Raw genomic sequence first — 17,916 nt, forward strand, 5'->3', positions numbered from 1 at the left:
CGATGGAAAAAAGTCAACGCCTGGCCCGGCTTCTCAAGGTCCAGAACCAGTTGAAGGCGCTGCACGAAACCCAGCGCGCCGGCCATCTGCGCGCCGCGCACGAGGCCGAGGCCAGGGCAAGCGAGGTCGCCGCGCGCAAGGACGCCCCGGACTCGCTGGCGGCGCTGTTTCCCGAACTTTACGAGCGCAGCATCGCCCGCGCCTTTCAGGATCGCGATCACGCCTTGAGCGCGGCGGAAACCGAAGCGGCCAAAATCGCCGTCGAAACCGCGCGCTGCCGACTGCTCGACCGCGATCGGCAAATCGCCTTCCGGCAGGAAGAACGCGCCCGCGAGGAGCGCGACGGGCTGGAAAGCGTCGAGCGCATGCTCGGGCGCGCGCCCGACAGCAAGTAAGGTTGCGGCAAGCTCTGTCTGCGACAACGGATGGAACGGAATTTCGAGAAGAGGATCGCCTTGGCCATTTCGCCCCCCAGCGACATCGTTCTCGATGTCGCCCGCGCCGTCGACCAGACCGACCTCGCCGCCGCGCGCACGCGCCTGGCGGCCGCGGCAAGGTCGGTGATGGCCGAGTTCGAGGCAGGCGGCGCGCCCGACCTGCGCGGCAGGCCCGCCGACGCCGTCGGCACCAGAGCGCCCGAGGCCTTCCGCGACTTCGAGGCCATGGTGCTGCAGACCTTCGTGCAAAGCATGCTGCCCGAGGACGCCCAAAACGTTTACGGCGAAGGCCTGGCCGGCGAGATGTGGAAGACGTTTCTGGCGCAGGAGCTCTCCAGCGAGATGGCCAAGCGCGGCGGCATCGGCATCGCCGAGCGGGTTCTGGGCGATTTCTACATGGATGACGACAAGCGCGTCGCGGTGGCCGGCGTCGCCGCCGATACACAGGAAAAACGCGTCGCCGACACGCAGGATCTGCTGTCGGTGGCGTTGATCGACGAAATCCAGCGCACGATCGTGCGCAGCTTCGAGAACGAGGCCGACCTCACGGGTCTGGCCGAACGGTCCGGACGCTGAGACAGGGAGCTTGCGCGACAGTGAGCGAACAGGACATCTACACATCCGTCCCGAGCACGCGCGCCGGCGCGCCGTCCGGGCCCAGCCCGCGCTCCGGCTCGCTCGGCACCATCATCGCCCGCATCGAGGAAGCGATCGAGGCCGAGACGGCCGCTATCCGCACCGACGTCAATTTCGATCTCAAGGCCTCCAACGCACGCAAGAGCCGCCATCTCTACGACCTGAACCGTGCCGTGCGCGACGTGGGCGCCGACACGCTCGAAGCCCATCGCCCGGACATCGCGCGCCTGCGCGCCAAACTTGCCGACAACGAATCCGCGATCAAGGCTCATCTGAGCGCGGTCAATGAGGTCGCCAGGCTGCTGCAGGACGCGATCGAGCGCTCGGAGGACGACGGCACCTATTCCACCAGGGCCTTCGGCGCCGGCGGTCGCCCATGATCAAGTTCGTCATCGGCGCGCTATGGATCGTCGCCGTCACGATCGGCTCGATCTTCTTTGCCTTCTCGGCGACCGGCGACAAGGGCGACGCCGGCGAGCGCGCCTATCTCGAGGGCCTGGAATACTACAAGACCGAGATCGTGTCGGTGCCGGTCATCCAGAAGGGCGAGGTGCGCGGCTATTTCCTGACCCGGCTTGTCTATACGGTCGAGCCCGAGAAGCTGAAGAAACTCGAGCTGCCGCTCGACACGCTGCTCGTCGACCAACTCTACACCTATCTGTTTTCCAATCCGCAGATCGATTTTTCGCAAACCGACACGCTCGACATCGTCGCACTGCGCAACGGCCTGCGCGACAGTATCAACGAGCGCGTCGGCGACAAGCTGGTCGAGGAAGTGCTCGTCCAGCAGCTCGACTATCTGACCAAGAGCGACATCCGCGACAACGCGCTGCGCCGGCGCGACGCCAACGGCGGCGAGAACCGGCCGGTCCTGCGTTGAGCCCGGACACGATCCGCCGCGACGTCACTGTGGCCAGAAAGGATCGCGACGCATGAAACTCGTCACTTTCGAGCAGCAGACCACGCGCCGGATCGGCCACGTGGATACCGACACGCAGACCGTCTTCGACCTGACCCGGGCCTCGGGCAACGATCCCGCCTTCGCGACCATGCTCGACCTGATCGACGCCGGCGAGGCCGCGCTCGGCCACGCCCGCGAGATGGCCGCCGACCCGGCGCTGGTCGCCCGCCATTCCTCTCCGCTGGCGCAGTTGCGGTTGCTCGCACCGCTCCCCGTGCCACGGCAGATGCGCGACTTTTCCGTCTTTCCCGGCCACATCAAACAGGCACCGCGCGGCATGCGGCGGCTTGCGGCCATGGCACGCGGCGACGAGGCGGCGGCAGCGGCAGCCAAGCCGCTCGACGCGGTGCCCGACATCTACAGCGCCCAGCCGGCCTATTATCTGACCAACCGCTTTTCGGTCATCGGACCCGACACCGTGGTTGCCTGGCCGCGCTACAGCCGGATGATGGATTTCGAATGCGAATTCGGCATCGTCATCGCCAGGCCCGGCCGCGATATCGCCGTCGGCGACGCCGGCTCCCATATTTTCGGCTACACGATCTACAACGACTTTTCCGCCCGCGACACGCAGCTTGCCGAGATGCAGACCATGCTCGGCCCGACCAAGGGCAAGAGTTTCGACTACGGCAACGCGATCGGCCCGTGGATCGTCACGCCGGACGAACTCGCCGATCCCTACAAGCTCGCCATGGAAGCGCGGGTGAACGGCGAGGTCTGGGGACGCGGCTCGTCGGCCGACATGTTGTTCACCTTCGAGGACATGATCGCCCACGTCTCGCGCGACGAAACCCTGCATGCCGGCGAATTCTTCGGTTCCGGCACGATGGGCAACGGCTGCGGGCTGGAACTGGATCGTTTCCTAACCGACGGCGACGTCGTCGAACTGGAGGTCGAGGGGCTCGGCGTGCTGCGCAACACCGTGCGCGCGCAAGGCTAAAAGCTTCGGCCGCGCGGCGCTTTCCGGACGCTATCTGAAACGGGGATCGCGCTTTTCCAGAAACGCCCGCAGACCCTCCCTGGCATCGGTACCGGTCTGCGACAGCGCCGCACTGAGGCTTTCGGCAAACAGACCGTCGCCGCGCCCCATATCGTCGATGCGCGAAACCGCCTGGATGACCAGATAGTTGACCAGCGGCGCGTTGGCGGCGATCTCGGTGGCGAGTTCACGAGCCTTGGCGATCCCCTCGCCGTCGCCGACCAGATAGTGCGCGAGACCGAGGCGGTGTCCCGTCTCGGCATCGTAGGAACGCCCGGTCAGCATCATTTCCGTCAGCCTGTCGGCGCCCAGGATGCGCCCGATCCGCACGGTCGCGCCGCCGCCGACAAAAATCCCCCTTTTGCCTTCCGGCAATTGAAACCGGGCCGAAGGCTCGGCAATGCGCACATGGGTCGAGGCGGCGATCTCGAGCCCGCCGCCGATCACCGCGCCGTTGAGCACCGACACCACGGGCAGACCGCCGAACTGGATCTCATCCATGACCTGGTGCCAGCCGCGCGAATGCCGCATCACCTCGGCCGGCTCGCGCGCGACCTGTTCGGAGAGGTCCAGCCCGGCCGAAAAATGTCCGCCCAGCCCGTGCAGAACCGCCACCCGCACCGCTTCGGGCGGCGCGGCGAAAAAGCGCTTCAGCCGGTCCAGCAAGGCGTCGCTGATCGCGTTGCGCTTTTCCGGCCGGTTGAAGGCGAGGAAGGCGATCGGCCCGTCGATCGTGATGCGCAAGGGCGCGGCGGCATCGTCGTCGCGCATGGCCGCGCCGTTGGGGGCATTCATTCCGTCGCGTCTCCCGGTGTGCAACCGTGTTGGACAGGTCAAAAAATGTTTTATATCATAACATTAATACGCGACACAAGGCGATGCGGCGGACCGAACAGGCAGTTGACCCGGCTTCGCCCTTCGTGCGAACAAAATTGCCGGGGGACCGGACACCGCCAGTGTTCGCCGGGCAAAAACGGACAAGGCCACCCGCGGCGACAACGCGGCGACGAACCGGATACAGGGGAGCGGTCGGCAGGCACAGTGAGCGTTGATTCCAAGAAGACAGGCCCGAGCGATGGGCGCGACGGCCCGGCCGACGCCCGGCCTGTAACGCAGGCCGGCACCGCCATGCCGGCGATGTCGACCATTATCGGCTACAAGCTGCGCCGCGCCCAGTTGCATGTCTTTCAGGATTTCATCGGCACGTTTTCGAAACTGAAACTGCGCCCGGCCGAGTTTTCGGTCCTGACCATCATCGCCAACACGCCGGGGCTGAAACAGTCCGAGATCGCCGAGATGCTCGGCATCAAGCGCGCCAATTTCGTCGCGCTGATGGACGGGCTCGAAAAGCGCGGCCTGGCCGAACGCCGCAAGGCCGACACGGATCGGCGTTCGCATTCCCTGCATCTGACCCCGGAAGGCGAGAGATTCGTGCGCAGGATGGCCGTCGTCTGGGCCGAGCACGAAAACCGCCTGATCGAGCGCCTGGGCGGCGCGCGCGAGCGCGACCGCCTGATCGACCTGCTCGACCGCCTGATCGAACCTGCGGGGCAATAGGCCCCGGACCGGGACGGGCAGCGCTATCCGGCCGACAGCGCGGCGATCACCTCTTCGGGGATGGTCTTGCCGCGTATGCGATCGGGATCGTCGGGGTGCTTTTCGGCCCACACCCGGGTCTCGCGCGCCTCGATGGCGAGCTCTTCGCCCTTGAACACGCGGTGGCGGACGTCGAAGCTCGAGCGGCGCAGGTCGCCGACCCGGCTTTCGATGACGATCACGTCGCCATAACGCGAGGGCAGGATGAAGCGCGCCCCGGTGTCGACCATCGGAATGCCGACAATGCCGTAGGCCTTCGTCCAGGCGATTTTCTTCATGCCCAGCGCCTTTTCGAACAGATAGGCGGTGGAGGCGTCGAACATGGCGAAATAGCGCGGGTAGAAGACGATGCCGGCGGCGTCGCAATCGCCCCATTCGATCTCGACCTCGCGGCGGTGAACGAGCATGGCCGCCGCTCCGTCAGCCCGCGTCCGGGTTTTCGACCAGAACCGCGATCCCCTGCCCGCCGCCGATACAGGCCGCCGCGATGCCGTAACGCAGGCCGGCGCGGCGTAACTCGCGCGCCACCGTGGTGGTGATGCGCAGACCGGTCGCGCCCAGCGGATGGCCGATGGCGATCGCGCCGCCATTGACGTTGAGCTTGTCCTCGTCGAGGCCGAGCTCGCGCGCGCAGGCGATCGTCTGGGCGCCGAAGGCCTCGTTGATCTCGATGCGGTCGATCGCGTCGAGGCCGAGCCCGGCCTCATCGAGCAGCGCCCGGATCGCCGGCGCAGGGCCGATGCCCATAATGTGCGGCGGCACGCCGACCGTCGCGCCGGCGACGATGCGGGCAAGCGGTTTGCGTCCGCTGGCGCACGCCTTGCTGGCGACGATGGCGGCGGCCGCACCGTCGACGATCGCGGAGGAATTGCCGCCCGTCTGGACCCCGCCGAAAGCCGGCCTGATTCCAGACAGCATGTCGTAGGACGACGGGCGGATATGGCTGTCGGTGTCGACCGTCTCGATCTTGCGCGGCAGCCGGATGCCGCGCTGGTTGAAACCGTCGACGGCAAAACTCTCGCTGACCACCGGCGTGATCTCGCCGGCCAAGAACCCATCCGCCTGCGCGGCGAGCGCGCGGGCGAAGGAACGTTCGGCGTAGCGGTCCACCTCCTCGCGCGTGATGTTGTACTCGCGCGCCAGATTTTCGGCCGTGTCGCCCATGGTGCACGAGCAGGCCGGATCGAGCAGCGCCTCCCACAGGAAATCCTTGAACTCGACCTGACCCATGCGGAACCCGGAACGGTGCGTATAGGCGGCGACCGGATTGCGGCTCATCGATTCGGTGCCCACGCACAGCGCCGCCTCCACCCGCCGGCGCTCGACCAGCTCGGCTGCCTGCAGCACCACCTCGATGCCGGTGCCGCAAATGCGCTGCACCAGATGCGCCGGCCGCTCCACCGGCACCCCGGCATAAAGCCCGATATGGCGCGGCGTCATGTAGGCGTCGAACGAGGCCTGGGCCATCGAGCCGGCGATGGTGGTGCCGATATCGGCCGGGTCGAACCCGGTCTTGTCGAGCACGGCCCGCGCGGCCTTGATGCCGAGATCGATCGGCGAGATCGCCGACAGCGCGCCGGTATAGTCGACGAACGGCGTGCGCGTGCCGTCGAGCAGCCAGGCGTCGTCGAAGCTGAAACGCAAGCCCTGCGGAGTGTCGGTCATGTCGGTTGCAGCCTCTTATGCATCATCGTGAACGCCGCCGGCCGCCGGGCCGCACAGGCCGCGCCCGTCGCCGCCGGCGATTAATGTTATTGACTATAACAAAATAGCGCCGGACTCAACCGGGCCGATCGCCGTCCGTCGGGTCTTGTGGGCCCGGATCGAGTTCGATCAGCAGGTCTCCGGCGCCGACCTGCTCGCCTTCGCCGCGATGGACCGCCCGCACCGTGCCGGCGACCGTGGCCGCAAGCGCGGTCTCCATCTTCATCGCCTCGATCACGGCCAGCGTATCGCCGGGCTCGACGGAATCGCCCGCGACAACGGCGAGCGAGCGCAAAAGCCCGGTGACCGGCGCCGTCACGCGCGAAGCGTCCGCGACCGGCGGCCGGGCGGCCAGCGGATCGGTTTCGCGGAACGCCAGACTGTGCCCGTCCACGTCGAGCCACAGCGTCCGGCCGACGAGCGAAAAGATCGCCCGCGCCGGCGTGCCGGCATAGACGTAGCGCACCTCCTGGCCGTGCAACGCGATCTCCGTCAGCGCCGCCGCATCGCCATCGACACGGATCGCCGAGACGAGGCCACGCGCGATCTCGGCCACAACATGGCGGGTGTCGCCGCCGCATGTCAGCGTCAACGGGCAGGCCGCGATACCGCTGGAGCGGAACCAGTCGCCGTCGACGTTAAGCGCAAGAACGGCGCCGGCGAGCGCGAAGTGCCAGTTCTGCAAGGCTTGCGCACCCATCGCCTCGCGTCCGCTGTCGAGCAGGTCGTCGATGAAACCGGTGGTGACGCCGCTCTGCCTGAACTCGGCCCCCTCCAGCAGGTCGATCAAGAAACCGCGATTGGTCGTCAGGCCGAACAGCGGCCGCGCCCTGAGGGCCCGCACCAGCCTGTCGATCGCCTCGTCGCGGTTGCGACCATGCGCGACCAGCTTGGCGATCATCGGGTCGTAATGCGGCGAGACCCGGTCGCCCGCCGCGACGCCGCTGTCGATCCGGATACCCGTCTCGCCAGTCTTGACCTGCGGCTGCCAGAACAGGATTTCGCCCGTCTGCGGGCGGAACCCGTCGGCCGGGTCCTCCGCGTAGAGCCTGGCCTCGATGGCATGGCCAAAAAAGTCGATATCCTCCTCGCGCAACGGCAACGGCTCGCCCGCCGCCACCCGCAACTGCCATTCCACCAGGTCGATGCCGGTCACCATTTCCGTGACCGGGTGTTCGACCTGGAGCCGGGTGTTCATCTCCAGGAAATGATGCTGGCGGTCGGCGCCGACGATAAACTCGACCGTGCCCGCCCCGACATAGTTTACGGCCCTGGCCGCCGCGATCGCGTCCACCGCCATCGCCGCGCCCATCGCCGCATCGACGAAGGGCGACGGCGTTTCCTCCACGATCTTCTGATGCCGGCGCTGCGCCGAACAATCGCGCTCGCCCATGTGCACGACATTGCCATGCGCGTCGGCGAACACCTGCACCTCGACATGGCGGGCCTCGGTGACGAGCTTTTCGAGCAGCACGCGCCCGTCGCCGAACGCCGCCTCGGCCTCGCGCCGCGCGCTTTCCAGCGACGCCTCGAACGCCTCGGCCCGATCGACCCTGCGCATGCCACGCCCGCCGCCGCCGGCCGCCGCCTTGATCAGGACGGGAAAACCGATCTCGCGCGCCGCCGCGGCCAGCCGTTCGGCCGACTGGTCGGCCCCGTCGTAACCCGGCACCACCGGCACGCCGGCCTCGACCATCACCGCCTTCGCCCCGGCCTTGTCGCCCATGACGCGGATCGCGTCGGGCGGGGGGCCGACGAAGACCAGTCCCGCCGCCTGGCAGGCTTCGGCGAAATCGGCGTTTTCCGACAGGAAACCGTAGCCGGGGTGGATCGCCTCGGCTCCCGTCGCCCGCGCGGCGGCGATCACCGCGTCGCCGTCGAGATAGGACAACGAAGCCTGTGCCCCGCCGATGCGCACCGCCTCGTCGGCCTGGCGCACATGCAACGCCGCGCGGTCGGCATCGGAATAGACCGCCACCGTGGCGATGCCCATCCGGCGCGCGGTGGCGGCGATGCGGCAGGCGATCTCGCCGCGATTGGCGATCAGCAGGCGCGCAATCACGCCGCCGCCTTCCATGAGCACGGGCGGGAGCGGCAATTGCCGAACGGCGACATCGGGTCAAATCCTCGTAAGGCCATGCGACTACCCGCGCGCCTTGTTGCTCGTGCCCGGCAGCGTGCCTTCCAGCTTGCAGATGATGCCAAGCATGATTTCGTCGGCGCCGGCCCCGATCGACACCAGGCGCGTGTCGCGAAAGGCGCGGCTGACCGGATTGTCGAGCGTATACCCCATGCCGCCCCAATATTGCAGGCAGGAATCGGTGAGTTCGCGCGCCAGGCGCCCGGTCTTGAGCTTGGCCATCGAGGCGAGCCGGGTCACGTCGCGGCCGGCGACATATTGCTCGATCGCGCTCCAGGTCAGCGCCCTTAAAGCCTCGACCTCCGTCCTGAGTTCGGCGAGCCGGAAATGCACCACCTGGTTGTCGAGCACCGGTTTGCCGAAGGTCGTGCGCGCGCCGGCGTAGTCGATCGTCAGGTCGATCAGCCGGTCGAAGCCCTTGAGCGAGCTCGCCGCCGAATAAAGCCGCTCCTCCTGGAACTGCAGCATCTGCATGGTGAAGCCCATACCCTCCTGGCCGATGATGTTGCGCCGCGGCACCCGCACCTCGTCGAAGAACAGTTGCGCGGTATCGGACGAATTCATGCCGATCTTCCTGATCTTCTGGCGCGAGATGCCTTTGGCATCCATCGGCACCGCGATCAGCGACTTGTTCTTGTGCGCCGGGCCGTCCGACGTGTTGGCGAGCAGGCAGCACCAGTCGGCCTTCATGCCGTTGGTGATCCACATCTTGGTGCCGGAAATGACGAAATCGTCGCCGTCCGCGCGTGCGGTCGTCTTGACGGCGGCGACATCCGAGCCGCCGCCGGGTTCCGACACGCCGAGACAGCCGACCACGTCGCCGGCGATCGAGGGGGCGAGAAACATCTTCTTGACGTGATCGGACCCGAACCGGTTGAGTGCCGGCGTGCACATGTCGGTATGCACCCCGATCGCCATCGGTACGCCGCCGGCCGCGCACAGGCCGAGTTCTTCGGCCATCACCATCGAATAGGAAAAATCGAGACCCAGTCCGCCATAGTCGGGATCGTATTTGATGCCGAGCAGGCCGAGATCACCGAGCTTCTTGAAGAGATCGTGCGAGGGAAATTCCTCCGCCGCCTCCCAGTCGTCGACATGGGGATTGATCTCGGTGTCGACGAACCTGGCCACGGTACGGCGCAGATTGTCGTGCTCGGGGGTGAACTGCATCGCTGTCATTCCTTCCTGTGTGCCTGGACGCTCATCCCCGTGCCACGCCGAACGCGTTGGGCCTGAGTTCGCGCCCAGCGCCTTCCGCCGCGATCTGAAGACAGAGCCCCAGCACGCGCCGGGTGTCGCGCGGGTCGATGATGCCGTCGTCCCACAGCCTGGCGGTGGCGAAGAGAGCCGTCGACTGCGCCTCGACGCCGGCGCGTATGCCGGCGCTCATCTTCGCAAGCTGCTCCTCGTCGGGCTGCGCGCCGGAAGCGGCCGCCTTGCCGCGGCTGACGATCTCCATCACCTTGGCCGCCTGCGCGCCGCCCATCACCGCGGTGCGCGCCGAGGGCCACGAAAAGATGAAACGCGGCGAGAACCCCCGCCCGCACATGCCGTAATTGCCGGCGCCATAGGAGCCGCCGAGAATGAAGGTGAATTTCGCCACCCGCGCATTGGCGACCGCCTGGATCATTTTCGAGCCGTGCTTGATCGCGCCGTCGCGCTCGGCCCGCGAGCCGACCATGTAGCCGGTGGTGTTCTGCAAAAAGACCAGCGGCGTGCCGGCCTGATCGCAGAGCTGGATGAACTGCGCCGCCTTGAGCGACCCGGTCGGCATGATCGGGCCGTTATTGGCGAGAATGCCGACGCGATGCCCCTCGACCGTGGCATGACCGCAGATCGTGTCGGGCGAATGGGCCTGCTTGAATTCCAGAAAGTCCGACCCGTCGACGATGCGCGCGATCACCTCCTTCATGTCGAAGGGCGCCTTGTCATCGAGCGGCACGATGCCCATCAGTTCCTCGGCGTCGTAAAGCGGCGGCGCGGCCGGCCGCGCGGGCCCGACGGCGTCCCAGCCGATCGTCTTCATGATCTCGCGGCCATAGGCGATCGCCTGAACGTCGTCCTCGGCGACATATTCGCCGAGCCCGGTGACCGTGCCGTGCAGGTCGGCGCCGCCCAGCGCCTCGTCGTCCGCCTCCTCGCCGATCGCCGCCTTGACCAGCGGCGGGCCGGCCAGAAAGATCTTCGAGCGTCCGCGCACCAGAACGACATAGTCGGACAGTCCCGGCAGATAGGCGCCGCCCGCCGTCGAGGATCCGTGCACGATGGCAATCTGCGGAATGCCGGCGGCCGACAGCCGGGCCTGGTTGGCGAAGGAGCGTCCGCCTTCCACGAACATCTCGGCCTGGTAAAGCAGGTTGGCGCCGCCGCTTTCGACCAGATAGATCAGCGGCAGCCGGTTTTCGAAAGCGATCTCGTGCAGGCGCAACGCCTTCTTCAGCCCGATCGGCGGGACCGTGCCGCCCTTGATGCCGGAATCGGAGGCCGAGACGATGCACCGCCGGCCGGCCACCACGCCGATGCCGGCGATGGTGCCGCCGCCCATGATGGTCTTGCCGCCGTCGTCGTCGTGCATCTTGTAGCCGGCGAGCGTGCACAGCTCGATAAAGGGCTGGCCGCGATCGAGCAGCCGCTCGACACGCTCGCGCGGCAGGATCTGACCGCGCGCCTCGAACCGCGCCCGGCGCGCCGCCGAATTGTCGCGCACGCGCTGCTCGAGCGCCCGCACCGCGTCGAGCTTTTCGGCCATAGCCTCGGCATTGGCCGCAAAATCCTGCGAGCGGACATCAAGCGCGGACATCAGCGCCGGCATCAGCCCGCATCCTCCCCGGCAAGGGCCGCGGGCGTCACGGCGCGGTGAAACCCGTCGAAGGCGGCGATCCGGCTCTTCGCCTGCACCGGGTAGAGCGGGCTGCCGAGCGGCGCGCCGCCGTCGATCGGCACGGTGACGCCGGTGACGAAGGACGCCGCCTGCGACAGCAGGAAACACACCACCGACGACACTTCGGCCTCGACCCCGATGCGCCCGATCGGCACGTGATCCTTCAGATGCGGGATCAGCGCTCTGGTCATGCCCTCATAGGTGTCCATGCCCGACGAGGCGATCCAGCCCGGCGCGATGGCGTTGACCCGCACGCCGTGCCGGCCCCACTCATAGGCCGCCGTCTTGGTCAGATTGACCATGCCCGCCCGCGCCGCGCCCGAATGCCCCATGCCCGGCATGCCGCGCCACATATCGGCGGCCATGTTGACGACCGCGCCGCCATGCTTGCGCATCGACTGGCAAAACGCCTCGCGCATCATCAGGAAACCGCCGGTCAGATTGTTGGCGACCACCGCCTCGAAACCACGCTTGGAGATCGCCTCCAGCGGCGCGGGAAACTGCCCGCCGGCATTGTTGACCAGCCCGTGAAGCCGGCCGTGGCGTTCCACGACGCCGGCCAGTGCCTGTTTCACCGCCTCTTCGTCGCGAATGTCGAAGGCCCGCGCCTCGGCGCTGCCGCCATCCTGCGTGATCTCGGCGACAACCGCCTCGAGCTTGTCCGGCTTGCGGCCGGTGATGACGACATGGGCGCCGAGCGCTGCCAGTTCATGCGCGATGCAGCGGCCGATGCCCGACCCGCCGCCGGTGACGAGATGGACCTCGCCGGCAAAGCAGTCGTCCCGCAAAATGCTTCGATAGCCCATCGCGCGCCTCCTCCCGCGACGACGACGCTAGTCAACGTTGACGTAAACGTCAATCGACTGCTATCACCGGCCTGCCCGTCGCCTTGCCGGCGGGACGAACCGACATCGCCACAAAGGCGCGCGCCGCCACGAGGAGAAAGCCCATGAGCCTTGATTCGATCGCAGCAAAAATCGGCGAGCGCCTCGCCGATTCCGGATTCGACAAATCGGTGAAGTTCGACCTCGGCGAGGCCGGCGCCATCATGATCGACGGCACCAGCGTCTCGACCGGCGGAGGCGAGGCGGACTGCACGATTTCCATGTCCAAGGACGATTTCGAGTCGCTGGTCGCCGGCGAACTCAACCCGACCGCCGCCTTTATGCAGGGCAAGATGAAGGTCGACGGCGACATGTCGGCGGCGATGGCCTTGAGCCAGGTGCTCTGATCCGAAGACCTGCCTTGCCGCGACGATCGCCCGGCGCTTAGCGCCGGGCTTTTTGCTGGCTGCATGCCGCCGAGCGACCGGATGCGAGTTCGCGGGACGTGGTCTAGGCCGCCATCCCGCGTGCGCGGCTCCGCGGGCTCCTTTTCCCGCACGCGCCCAGCACGCCGCTTGCGCCGTCGAGCGCAGCCGGCCGCAGTTCCAGTGCAAGGAGCCGGTGTTTTTCGTAGGGGCCGGGCATGGCGAGCGCGTCGGTCTTGTCGGCGCTGAAGCCGAAACGCCGATAATAATCCGGGTCGCCGACGAGCAGGATCGCGCCATGGCCGAGGCGGCCAGCCTCCCCGATCGCGTGGCGCATCAGCGCCGCGCCGACGCCCGCGCCCTTGAGCGAGGGATCGACCGCCAGCGGGCCGAGCAGCAACAAGCCGGAAGGCGACGGCGACCGTGCCGCCGCCACGTTCCACAGCCGCACCGTACCGACCAGCCGGCCCGCGCCGTCGCGCGCCGCAAACGCCAGGCCGGCGGCCGGCAGGCGGCCGCGGCGCAGTCTTTCGGAGGATTTGCGTGTGCGGCCGGGCCCCATCGCCCGGTCGAGCAGCGCCTCGCGTGCGAGCGCGTCGGCGTCGGTCTCAAGCGTGATCGTCGTGGCGCCTGCCCCCGTGCCCGGCGCAGCGGGCAAAGGCGGCACGAGCGCCATCAACGGAAAAAATTCGTGCTGGTCCATCTCCAGATCCTTCCCAAGCGGAGACACGTGTCCACGAGCGGGCCGGGGCGGGCAAAAACGCCCGCCGCCGGATGATCCGACGGTCTTGCGAACCGTCAGATCACGTAGGATCGCAGCGGCTCGAAGCCGTTGAAGGCGACCGAGGCATAGGTCGTCGTGTAGGCGCCGGTGCCCTCGATCAGCACCTCGTCGCCGATGGTCAGCGACAGCGGCAGCGGATAGGGCGTCTTCTCGTACATCACGTCGGCCGAATCGCAGGTCGGGCCGGCGAGCACGCAGGGCGCGGCCTGGTCGCCGTCTCGCGCCGTCACGATCGGGTAGCGGATCGCCTCGTCCATCGTCTCGGCCAGGCCGCCGAACTTGCCGATGTCGAGATAGACCCAGCGCACATTGTCGTTGTCCGCCTTCTTCGAGATCAAGACGACCTCCGACTTGATGACGCCGGCATTGCCGACCATGCCGCGGCCGGGCTCGATGATGGTCTCGGGCAGACGGTTGCCGAAATGGCGCGACAGCGCCTCGAAGATCGCCTGGCCGTAGGCCTGGGCGGCCGGGACGTCCTTCAGGTAGCGGGTCGGGAAACCGCCGCCCATATTGACCATCTTCAAGACGATGCCCTCGTCGGCGAGCGTCGCGAACACCGCCTTGGCGTCGCCCAGCGCCTTGTCCCAGGCCGACAAGTCGGTCTGCTGCGAGCCGACATGGAACGACACGCCATGAGCGTCGAGGCCCAGCGCCGCGGCGTGGCGCAACACGTCGACGGCCATCGCCGGCACGCAACCGAACTTGCGGCTGAGCGGCCATTCGGCGCCCTCGCCGTCGGTCAGCACGCGGCAGAAGACGCGGCTGCCGGGCGCAACGCGGGCGATCTTGTCAACCTCTTCCACGCAGTCGACGGCGAACAGCCGGATGCCGAGGTCGTAGGCGCGCGCGATGTCGCGCTCCTTCTTGATCGTGTTGCCGTAGGAGATGCGGTCGGACGTCGCGCCGGCCTCCAGCGCCATCTCGATCTCGGCCACCGAAGCCGTGTCGAAGGACGAGCCGAGCGAGGCGAGCAGGCGCAGGATCTCCGGCGCCGGATTGGCCTTGACGGCATAGAAGATGCGGCTTTCCGGCAGCGCCTTCTCGAAGGCGCGGTAATTGTCGCGCACGACGTCGAGATCGACGATCAGGCAGGGGCCGTCGGGACGGCGGGTGGCGAGGAAATCGAGGATGCGCTGCGTTGCCATCGGGTCTCTCCAACAGGCGGTTCGACCCGCCAGGCTCAAGGGTCGCGGGCATCGGCGCACACGGCGTCCGGCCCCGCGGTGGACAAAGGGCGCGAAAATGCGCGGCGGGATCCGGACGGTGGAAATGACCGGAGCTCGAAACGCGTTTCACGCGGCGATGAACCTGCGCCTTTGGGGCGAAGATTCGCTTTGTCTGCCTCAGCTTTGGATTGGGAGACCCGTTCCGCACTGCCGGCAATGAAGGTGTGCCTCTTCAGTAACCCCGGTTTATGGACAACCGGCAGACACCAGAAAGGCCCGCACCGTCGTTGCTTCAAGATGTCCTCGATCTGCGGTTGGGCCGCGAGATCGACTGGAGTGGTTAGGTCCAGGTACCGTACCGGCTTCCTCGCCATTTCGAGGACCGGCGGACACCCACAGGCACGTGCGACTTTGGGCAGGCGCGGATATAGGCGCGACGTTCGTCACAATCAATGAAAAATCGATCCGGACTTGCAATTTTTCGCGTGTCGAACATTCTTGCCCGAACCGTAAACTGATTGCGAACGATGACCCATACACTTCCGCCCCACAACGCCCTGCTCGACTATCCCGCCCCCGATCTCGGCGAGGTCGCGTCCGGCCCGCTTTCGGGCCTGACACTCGCCGTCAAGGATATTTTCGACGTCGCCGGCATGAAGACCGGCTGCGGCAACCCCGACCGCGAGGCCGAGGCCGGCATCGCCGAACGCTCGGCACCGGCGGTCGAGCGTCTTTTGACGGCCGGCGCCCGTTTCGTCGGCAAGACCCAGACCGACGAACTCGCCTTCTCGCTGATGGGCCAGAACGCGCATTTCGCCCCTCCGGTGAACCCGGCAGCACCCGAGCGCGTGACCGGGGGCTCGTCCTCGGGATCGGCCGCCGCCGTCGCCGCCGGCCTGGCCGACATCGCCACCGGTTCCGATACCGGCGGCTCGGTCCGCGCGCCGGCGAGCTTTTGCGGCCTGATCGGCCTGCGCACCACCCACGGCGCGATCTCGCTCGACGGCGCGATGCCGCTGGCGCCGTCCTTCGACACGTTCGGCTGGTTCGCCAAGGACATCGACACTTACGCCAAGGTCGGCGAGCTGCTGCTTGGCGACGCGACCGACGGGCCTAAGGACGAACCGGCTTTGCGTCCCATGCGCCTGGCCGTGCTTGACGATCTCGTTCTGGGACCGGCGGAGGCCGATGAGTACCGGCGCATGGCGGCGATCGTCGCCGCGGTGCTGGGCGAGGCGGAAACCGCGCCCGCCTTGCCGTTCGCCGTCGACGATCTCTACTGGGCGTTTCGCAGGTTGCAGGCTCACGAGGCCTGGGCCGCGCATGGCCATTGGCTGTCGGCGAAGGACCGTCATCTCGGCCCGGGCGTGCGCGAGCGCTTCGATTTCGGCCGCGGCATCGGCCCCGACGCGGCGGCGGCCGAGACCGGCCGGCGCAACACGCTGCGCGAGGCGCTTGCCGCCATGCTCGGGAGAAACGGCCTGCTGGTCCTGCCGACCGTGCCCGGGGCCGCGCCGCGCGCGGACGCGCCCTTCGAGGCCTTGCAAGCCTATCGCGAGCGAGCGCTCGGCCTGTTGTGCCTGTCGGGCCTCACCGGATTTCCGCAAATCACCCTGCCGCTCGGCCGGGTCGATGGCGCGCCGTTCGGAATTTCCCTGCTCGGACCTGCCGGCAGCGACCGGGCGCTGATCGGGATTGCGCGAACGATCCTCGGCCACGCCGGGAAAGGCTGAGCCATGGACACACTCACCCGGATGCGCGCCTTCATCTCGGTGGTCGAGGCGGAAGGGTTTTCCGCCGCCGCGCGCAAGATCGGCCGTTCCAAGGCGCTGCTGTCGAAATATGTCCGCGAGCTGGAGGATGATCTCGGTGCGCTGCTGCTCAACCGTACGACGCGCCAGTTCTCGCTGACGGAAGCCGGCCATACTTATTTTCGCCGCGCTTCCGAAATCATCCGCGAGATCGACAGCCTGGCCGATTCGGTGCGCGAATCCTCCGGCGACGTGAAGGGCCGCATCAAGCTGTCGGCGCCGCGCACCTTCGCCGACGCGCCGATCGGCCAGTCGCTGATCGACTTCGCCGCCGCCCATCCCGATATCGTGCTCGACATCAATCTCGACGACCGCTTCGTCGATCTGGTCGAGGAGGGCTTCGATCTCGCCATCCGCATCGCCCGGCTTGAAAATTCCTCGCTGATCGCGCGCCGCATCGCCCCGTTCACGGTCAAGGTCTGCGCCACGCCCGGCCTCATTAAAAAAAGCGGCGCACCCAGGCGGCCGCAGGAACTGGCGGACCTGCCCTGCATCATCGACACCAATGGGCGCTGGCTTTCCAACTGGCCGTTCATGGGCGACGACGGCGAGACGATCACCGTGCCGGTTTCCGGCCCGATCGAGGTCAACAGCCCGCTTGCCGCGCGCGCGGCGGCGCTGGCCGGTCTCGGTTTCGCCATCCTGCCCGACTTCATCGCCGCCCCCGAGATCGAGGCCGGACGGCTGACGACGCTGTTCGACGAACGCATGCCGACGGATGCCGGCATTTTCGCCGTCTATCCGCATCGCCGCTATCTGCCGGCCAAGGTTCGTGTCTTCGTCGACTTCCTCGTGCAATGGTTCAAGGACGAACGTGCGCCATGAAACGGGACGGTCCCAATTTTGCCCGCTTTGTGGTCATGCTGCGGCACGATTCCATCTTCCCATCCGGCAGGTAGTCCATGCGGCCGACCATGCGACATTCGATCCTCACCGCTCTCGTGGCCGTGGCCGCCAGCACAGCCGGACCGGCCGGCGCCCACCCGCATGTTTTCGCCGAGGCACGGCTCGACGTAGTGATCGGCGCCGACAAGTCCGTCACCGCGCTGCGGCATTTGTGGCGCTTCGACGACCTGTTCTCCAGCACCGTACTGGTGGAATTCGACAAGAACGGCGATCTGAAACTGGGCCCCGACGAACTCGAGGAGGTCTCGAGCGTGGTCTACGATTCGATCGGCGAGTTCGACTATTTCCAGATCGTGTCGGCCAACGGCAAGCCGGTCGCCATGAAGGCGCCGGACCGGCTGATGGTCAATTTCGAGGACAATCAGCTCATCATCCTGTTCGAATCCCAGCCCAAGGACAGGCTGGAACTCGACGGCACGGTGGATTTCGGTGTCTACGACCCGACCTTCTATACCGCGATCGATTTCATCGAGGATGCCTATATGGCGGTCGAAGGCCTGCCTTCGGGCTGCGAGCGCCAGGTGGTGCGGCCCGATCCGGACGAGGCGATCGCCCAAAACCAGTCCTCGCTGACCGAGGCCTTCTTCAACGACCCGACCGGCAACGACATGAGCAAGCTGTTCGCGACCCGGCTCGAAATCTCCTGCCCCGCACAGGGTTGAG

The 17,916-nt window shown here is 67.2% G+C and carries 19 protein-coding genes; 10 read left to right on the forward strand and 9 right to left on the reverse strand.

What is annotated here, in order from left to right; genetic code table 11:
- The first annotated feature begins 2 nt into the window (after positions 1–2).
- From C7T96_RS09070 to C7T96_RS09090, 5 genes are read left to right on the forward strand one after another with little or no spacing between them, the layout of a single operon-like run.
- On the forward strand, positions 3–395 hold the full coding sequence (locus C7T96_RS09070; RefSeq protein ID WP_106570872.1) for a hypothetical protein: 393 nt from the start codon (positions 3–5) through the stop codon (positions 393–395).
- Positions 396–455: 60 nt separating this feature from the next.
- Entirely contained in the window at positions 456–1,013 is a 558-nt protein-coding gene (locus tag C7T96_RS09075; RefSeq protein WP_106570967.1) for a rod-binding protein, read from the forward strand.
- Positions 1,014–1,048: 35 nt separating this feature from the next.
- Positions 1,049–1,453 (forward strand): hypothetical protein, encoded by a 405-nt coding sequence (locus C7T96_RS09080; protein ID WP_106570968.1) that lies wholly within the window; start codon positions 1,049–1,051, stop codon positions 1,451–1,453.
- Entirely contained in the window at positions 1,450–1,953 is a 504-nt protein-coding gene (locus C7T96_RS09085) for a hypothetical protein (protein ID WP_106570873.1), read from the forward strand. The genes C7T96_RS09080 and C7T96_RS09085 overlap by 4 nt, the downstream gene beginning before the upstream one ends.
- A 52-nt stretch (positions 1,954–2,005) precedes the next feature.
- Positions 2,006–2,974 (forward strand): fumarylacetoacetate hydrolase family protein, encoded by a 969-nt coding sequence (locus C7T96_RS09090; RefSeq protein ID WP_106570874.1) that lies wholly within the window; start codon positions 2,006–2,008, stop codon positions 2,972–2,974.
- A gap of 30 nt (positions 2,975–3,004) precedes the next feature.
- On the opposite strand, the gene C7T96_RS09095 is transcribed toward C7T96_RS09090, so the two are convergent.
- On the reverse strand, positions 3,005–3,808 hold the full coding sequence (locus C7T96_RS09095) for a crotonase/enoyl-CoA hydratase family protein (protein ID WP_245414104.1): 804 nt from the start codon (positions 3,806–3,808) through the stop codon (positions 3,005–3,007).
- Positions 3,809–4,054: 246 nt separating this feature from the next.
- Between C7T96_RS09095 and C7T96_RS09100 the strand changes: the two genes are divergently transcribed.
- On the forward strand, positions 4,055–4,570 hold the full coding sequence (locus C7T96_RS09100; protein ID WP_238719947.1) for a MarR family winged helix-turn-helix transcriptional regulator: 516 nt from the start codon (positions 4,055–4,057) through the stop codon (positions 4,568–4,570).
- Between the two features lie 23 nt (positions 4,571–4,593).
- Here C7T96_RS09100 and C7T96_RS09105 read toward each other — a convergent pair whose 3' ends face one another.
- From C7T96_RS09105 to C7T96_RS09130, 6 genes are all read right to left on the reverse strand, one after another.
- On the reverse strand, positions 4,594–5,016 hold the full coding sequence (locus C7T96_RS09105; protein WP_106570875.1) for a thioesterase family protein: 423 nt from the start codon (positions 5,014–5,016) through the stop codon (positions 4,594–4,596).
- 13 nt (positions 5,017–5,029) lie between these two features.
- Complete coding sequence (locus tag C7T96_RS09110) at positions 5,030–6,274, reverse strand: thiolase family protein (RefSeq protein ID WP_106570876.1); 1,245 nt, start codon at positions 6,272–6,274, stop codon at positions 5,030–5,032.
- Positions 6,275–6,389: 115 nt separating this feature from the next.
- A complete protein-coding gene (locus tag C7T96_RS09115) occupies positions 6,390–8,375 on the reverse strand; it encodes a biotin carboxylase N-terminal domain-containing protein (protein ID WP_106570971.1) in 1,986 nt (661 codons plus the stop codon).
- An 81-nt stretch (positions 8,376–8,456) separates the two neighbouring features.
- Positions 8,457–9,623, reverse strand: a complete 1,167-nt coding sequence (locus C7T96_RS09120) for an acyl-CoA dehydrogenase family protein (RefSeq protein ID WP_106570877.1) — start codon at positions 9,621–9,623, stop codon at positions 8,457–8,459.
- A gap of 31 nt (positions 9,624–9,654) precedes the next feature.
- Positions 9,655–11,265, reverse strand: coding sequence for a carboxyl transferase domain-containing protein (locus tag C7T96_RS09125; protein ID WP_106570878.1), 1,611 nt, complete (start codon positions 11,263–11,265; stop codon positions 9,655–9,657).
- Positions 11,265–12,140, reverse strand: coding sequence for an SDR family oxidoreductase (locus C7T96_RS09130; RefSeq protein ID WP_106570879.1), 876 nt, complete (start codon positions 12,138–12,140; stop codon positions 11,265–11,267). The genes C7T96_RS09125 and C7T96_RS09130 overlap by 1 nt, the downstream gene beginning before the upstream one ends.
- 143 nt (positions 12,141–12,283) lie before the next feature.
- Here C7T96_RS09130 and C7T96_RS09135 point away from each other — a divergent pair, with 143 nt between their 5' ends.
- On the forward strand, positions 12,284–12,565 hold the full coding sequence (locus tag C7T96_RS09135) for an SCP2 sterol-binding domain-containing protein (protein ID WP_106570880.1): 282 nt from the start codon (positions 12,284–12,286) through the stop codon (positions 12,563–12,565).
- 103 nt (positions 12,566–12,668) lie between these two features.
- Here C7T96_RS09135 and C7T96_RS09140 read toward each other — a convergent pair whose 3' ends face one another.
- Together C7T96_RS09140 and odc2 are read right to left on the reverse strand one after the other, a co-directional pair.
- Positions 12,669–13,286 carry an N-acetyltransferase gene (locus tag C7T96_RS09140; protein ID WP_245414105.1) on the reverse strand — a complete coding sequence of 206 codons (618 nt, stop codon included), beginning with the start codon at positions 13,284–13,286 and terminating at the stop codon, positions 12,669–12,671.
- Between the two features lie 95 nt (positions 13,287–13,381).
- On the reverse strand, positions 13,382–14,515 hold the full coding sequence (gene odc2, locus C7T96_RS09145; protein ID WP_106570881.1) for an ornithine/lysine decarboxylase: 1,134 nt from the start codon (positions 14,513–14,515) through the stop codon (positions 13,382–13,384).
- Between the two features lie 548 nt (positions 14,516–15,063).
- Between odc2 and C7T96_RS09150 the strand changes: the two genes are divergently transcribed.
- The 3 genes from C7T96_RS09150 (at position 15,064) to C7T96_RS09160 (ending at position 17,915) form a co-directional block, all read left to right on the forward strand.
- Entirely contained in the window at positions 15,064–16,269 is a 1,206-nt protein-coding gene (locus tag C7T96_RS09150) for an amidase (RefSeq protein WP_106570882.1), read from the forward strand.
- 3 nt (positions 16,270–16,272) lie between these two features.
- Positions 16,273–17,172 carry a LysR family transcriptional regulator gene (locus C7T96_RS09155; RefSeq protein WP_106570883.1) on the forward strand — a complete coding sequence of 300 codons (900 nt, stop codon included), beginning with the start codon at positions 16,273–16,275 and terminating at the stop codon, positions 17,170–17,172.
- 89 nt (positions 17,173–17,261) lie between these two features.
- Positions 17,262–17,915, forward strand: a complete 654-nt coding sequence (locus C7T96_RS09160; RefSeq protein ID WP_238719945.1) for a DUF1007 family protein — start codon at positions 17,262–17,264, stop codon at positions 17,913–17,915.
- Position 17,916: the final 1 nt, after the last annotated feature.

Source organism: Nitratireductor sp. StC3, from assembly GCF_003015025.1.
Lineage (GTDB): Bacteria > Pseudomonadota > Alphaproteobacteria > Rhizobiales > Rhizobiaceae > Mangrovimarina > Mangrovimarina alexandrii.

Bases quoted from the DNA above. Each gene is read 5' to 3' on its own strand.
- C7T96_RS09110 (WP_106570876.1), bottom strand. From the start codon at position 6,274: ATGACCGACACTCCGCAGGGCTTGCGTTTCAGCTTCGACGACGCCTGG.
- C7T96_RS09095 (WP_245414104.1), bottom strand. From the start codon at position 3,808: ATGAATGCCCCCAACGGCGCGGCCATGCGCGACGACGATGCCGCCGCG.
- C7T96_RS09155 (WP_106570883.1), top strand. From the start codon at position 16,273: ATGGACACACTCACCCGGATGCGCGCCTTCATCTCGGTGGTCGAGGCG.
- C7T96_RS09090 (WP_106570874.1), top strand. From the start codon at position 2,006: ATGAAACTCGTCACTTTCGAGCAGCAGACCACGCGCCGGATCGGCCAC.
- C7T96_RS09130 (WP_106570879.1), bottom strand. From the start codon at position 12,140: ATGGGCTATCGAAGCATTTTGCGGGACGACTGCTTTGCCGGCGAGGTC.
- C7T96_RS09125 (WP_106570878.1), bottom strand. From the start codon at position 11,265: ATGCCGGCGCTGATGTCCGCGCTTGATGTCCGCTCGCAGGATTTTGCG.
- odc2 (WP_106570881.1), bottom strand. From the start codon at position 14,515: ATGGCAACGCAGCGCATCCTCGATTTCCTCGCCACCCGCCGTCCCGAC.
- C7T96_RS09070 (WP_106570872.1), top strand. From the start codon at position 3: ATGGAAAAAAGTCAACGCCTGGCCCGGCTTCTCAAGGTCCAGAACCAG.
- C7T96_RS09120 (WP_106570877.1), bottom strand. From the start codon at position 9,623: ATGCAGTTCACCCCCGAGCACGACAATCTGCGCCGTACCGTGGCCAGG.
- C7T96_RS09085 (WP_106570873.1), top strand. From the start codon at position 1,450: ATGATCAAGTTCGTCATCGGCGCGCTATGGATCGTCGCCGTCACGATC.
- C7T96_RS09135 (WP_106570880.1), top strand. From the start codon at position 12,284: ATGAGCCTTGATTCGATCGCAGCAAAAATCGGCGAGCGCCTCGCCGAT.
- C7T96_RS09105 (WP_106570875.1), bottom strand. From the start codon at position 5,016: ATGCTCGTTCACCGCCGCGAGGTCGAGATCGAATGGGGCGATTGCGAC.
- C7T96_RS09140 (WP_245414105.1), bottom strand. From the start codon at position 13,286: ATGGACCAGCACGAATTTTTTCCGTTGATGGCGCTCGTGCCGCCTTTG.
- C7T96_RS09150 (WP_106570882.1), top strand. From the start codon at position 15,064: ATGACCCATACACTTCCGCCCCACAACGCCCTGCTCGACTATCCCGCC.
- C7T96_RS09160 (WP_238719945.1), top strand. From the start codon at position 17,262: ATGCGACATTCGATCCTCACCGCTCTCGTGGCCGTGGCCGCCAGCACA.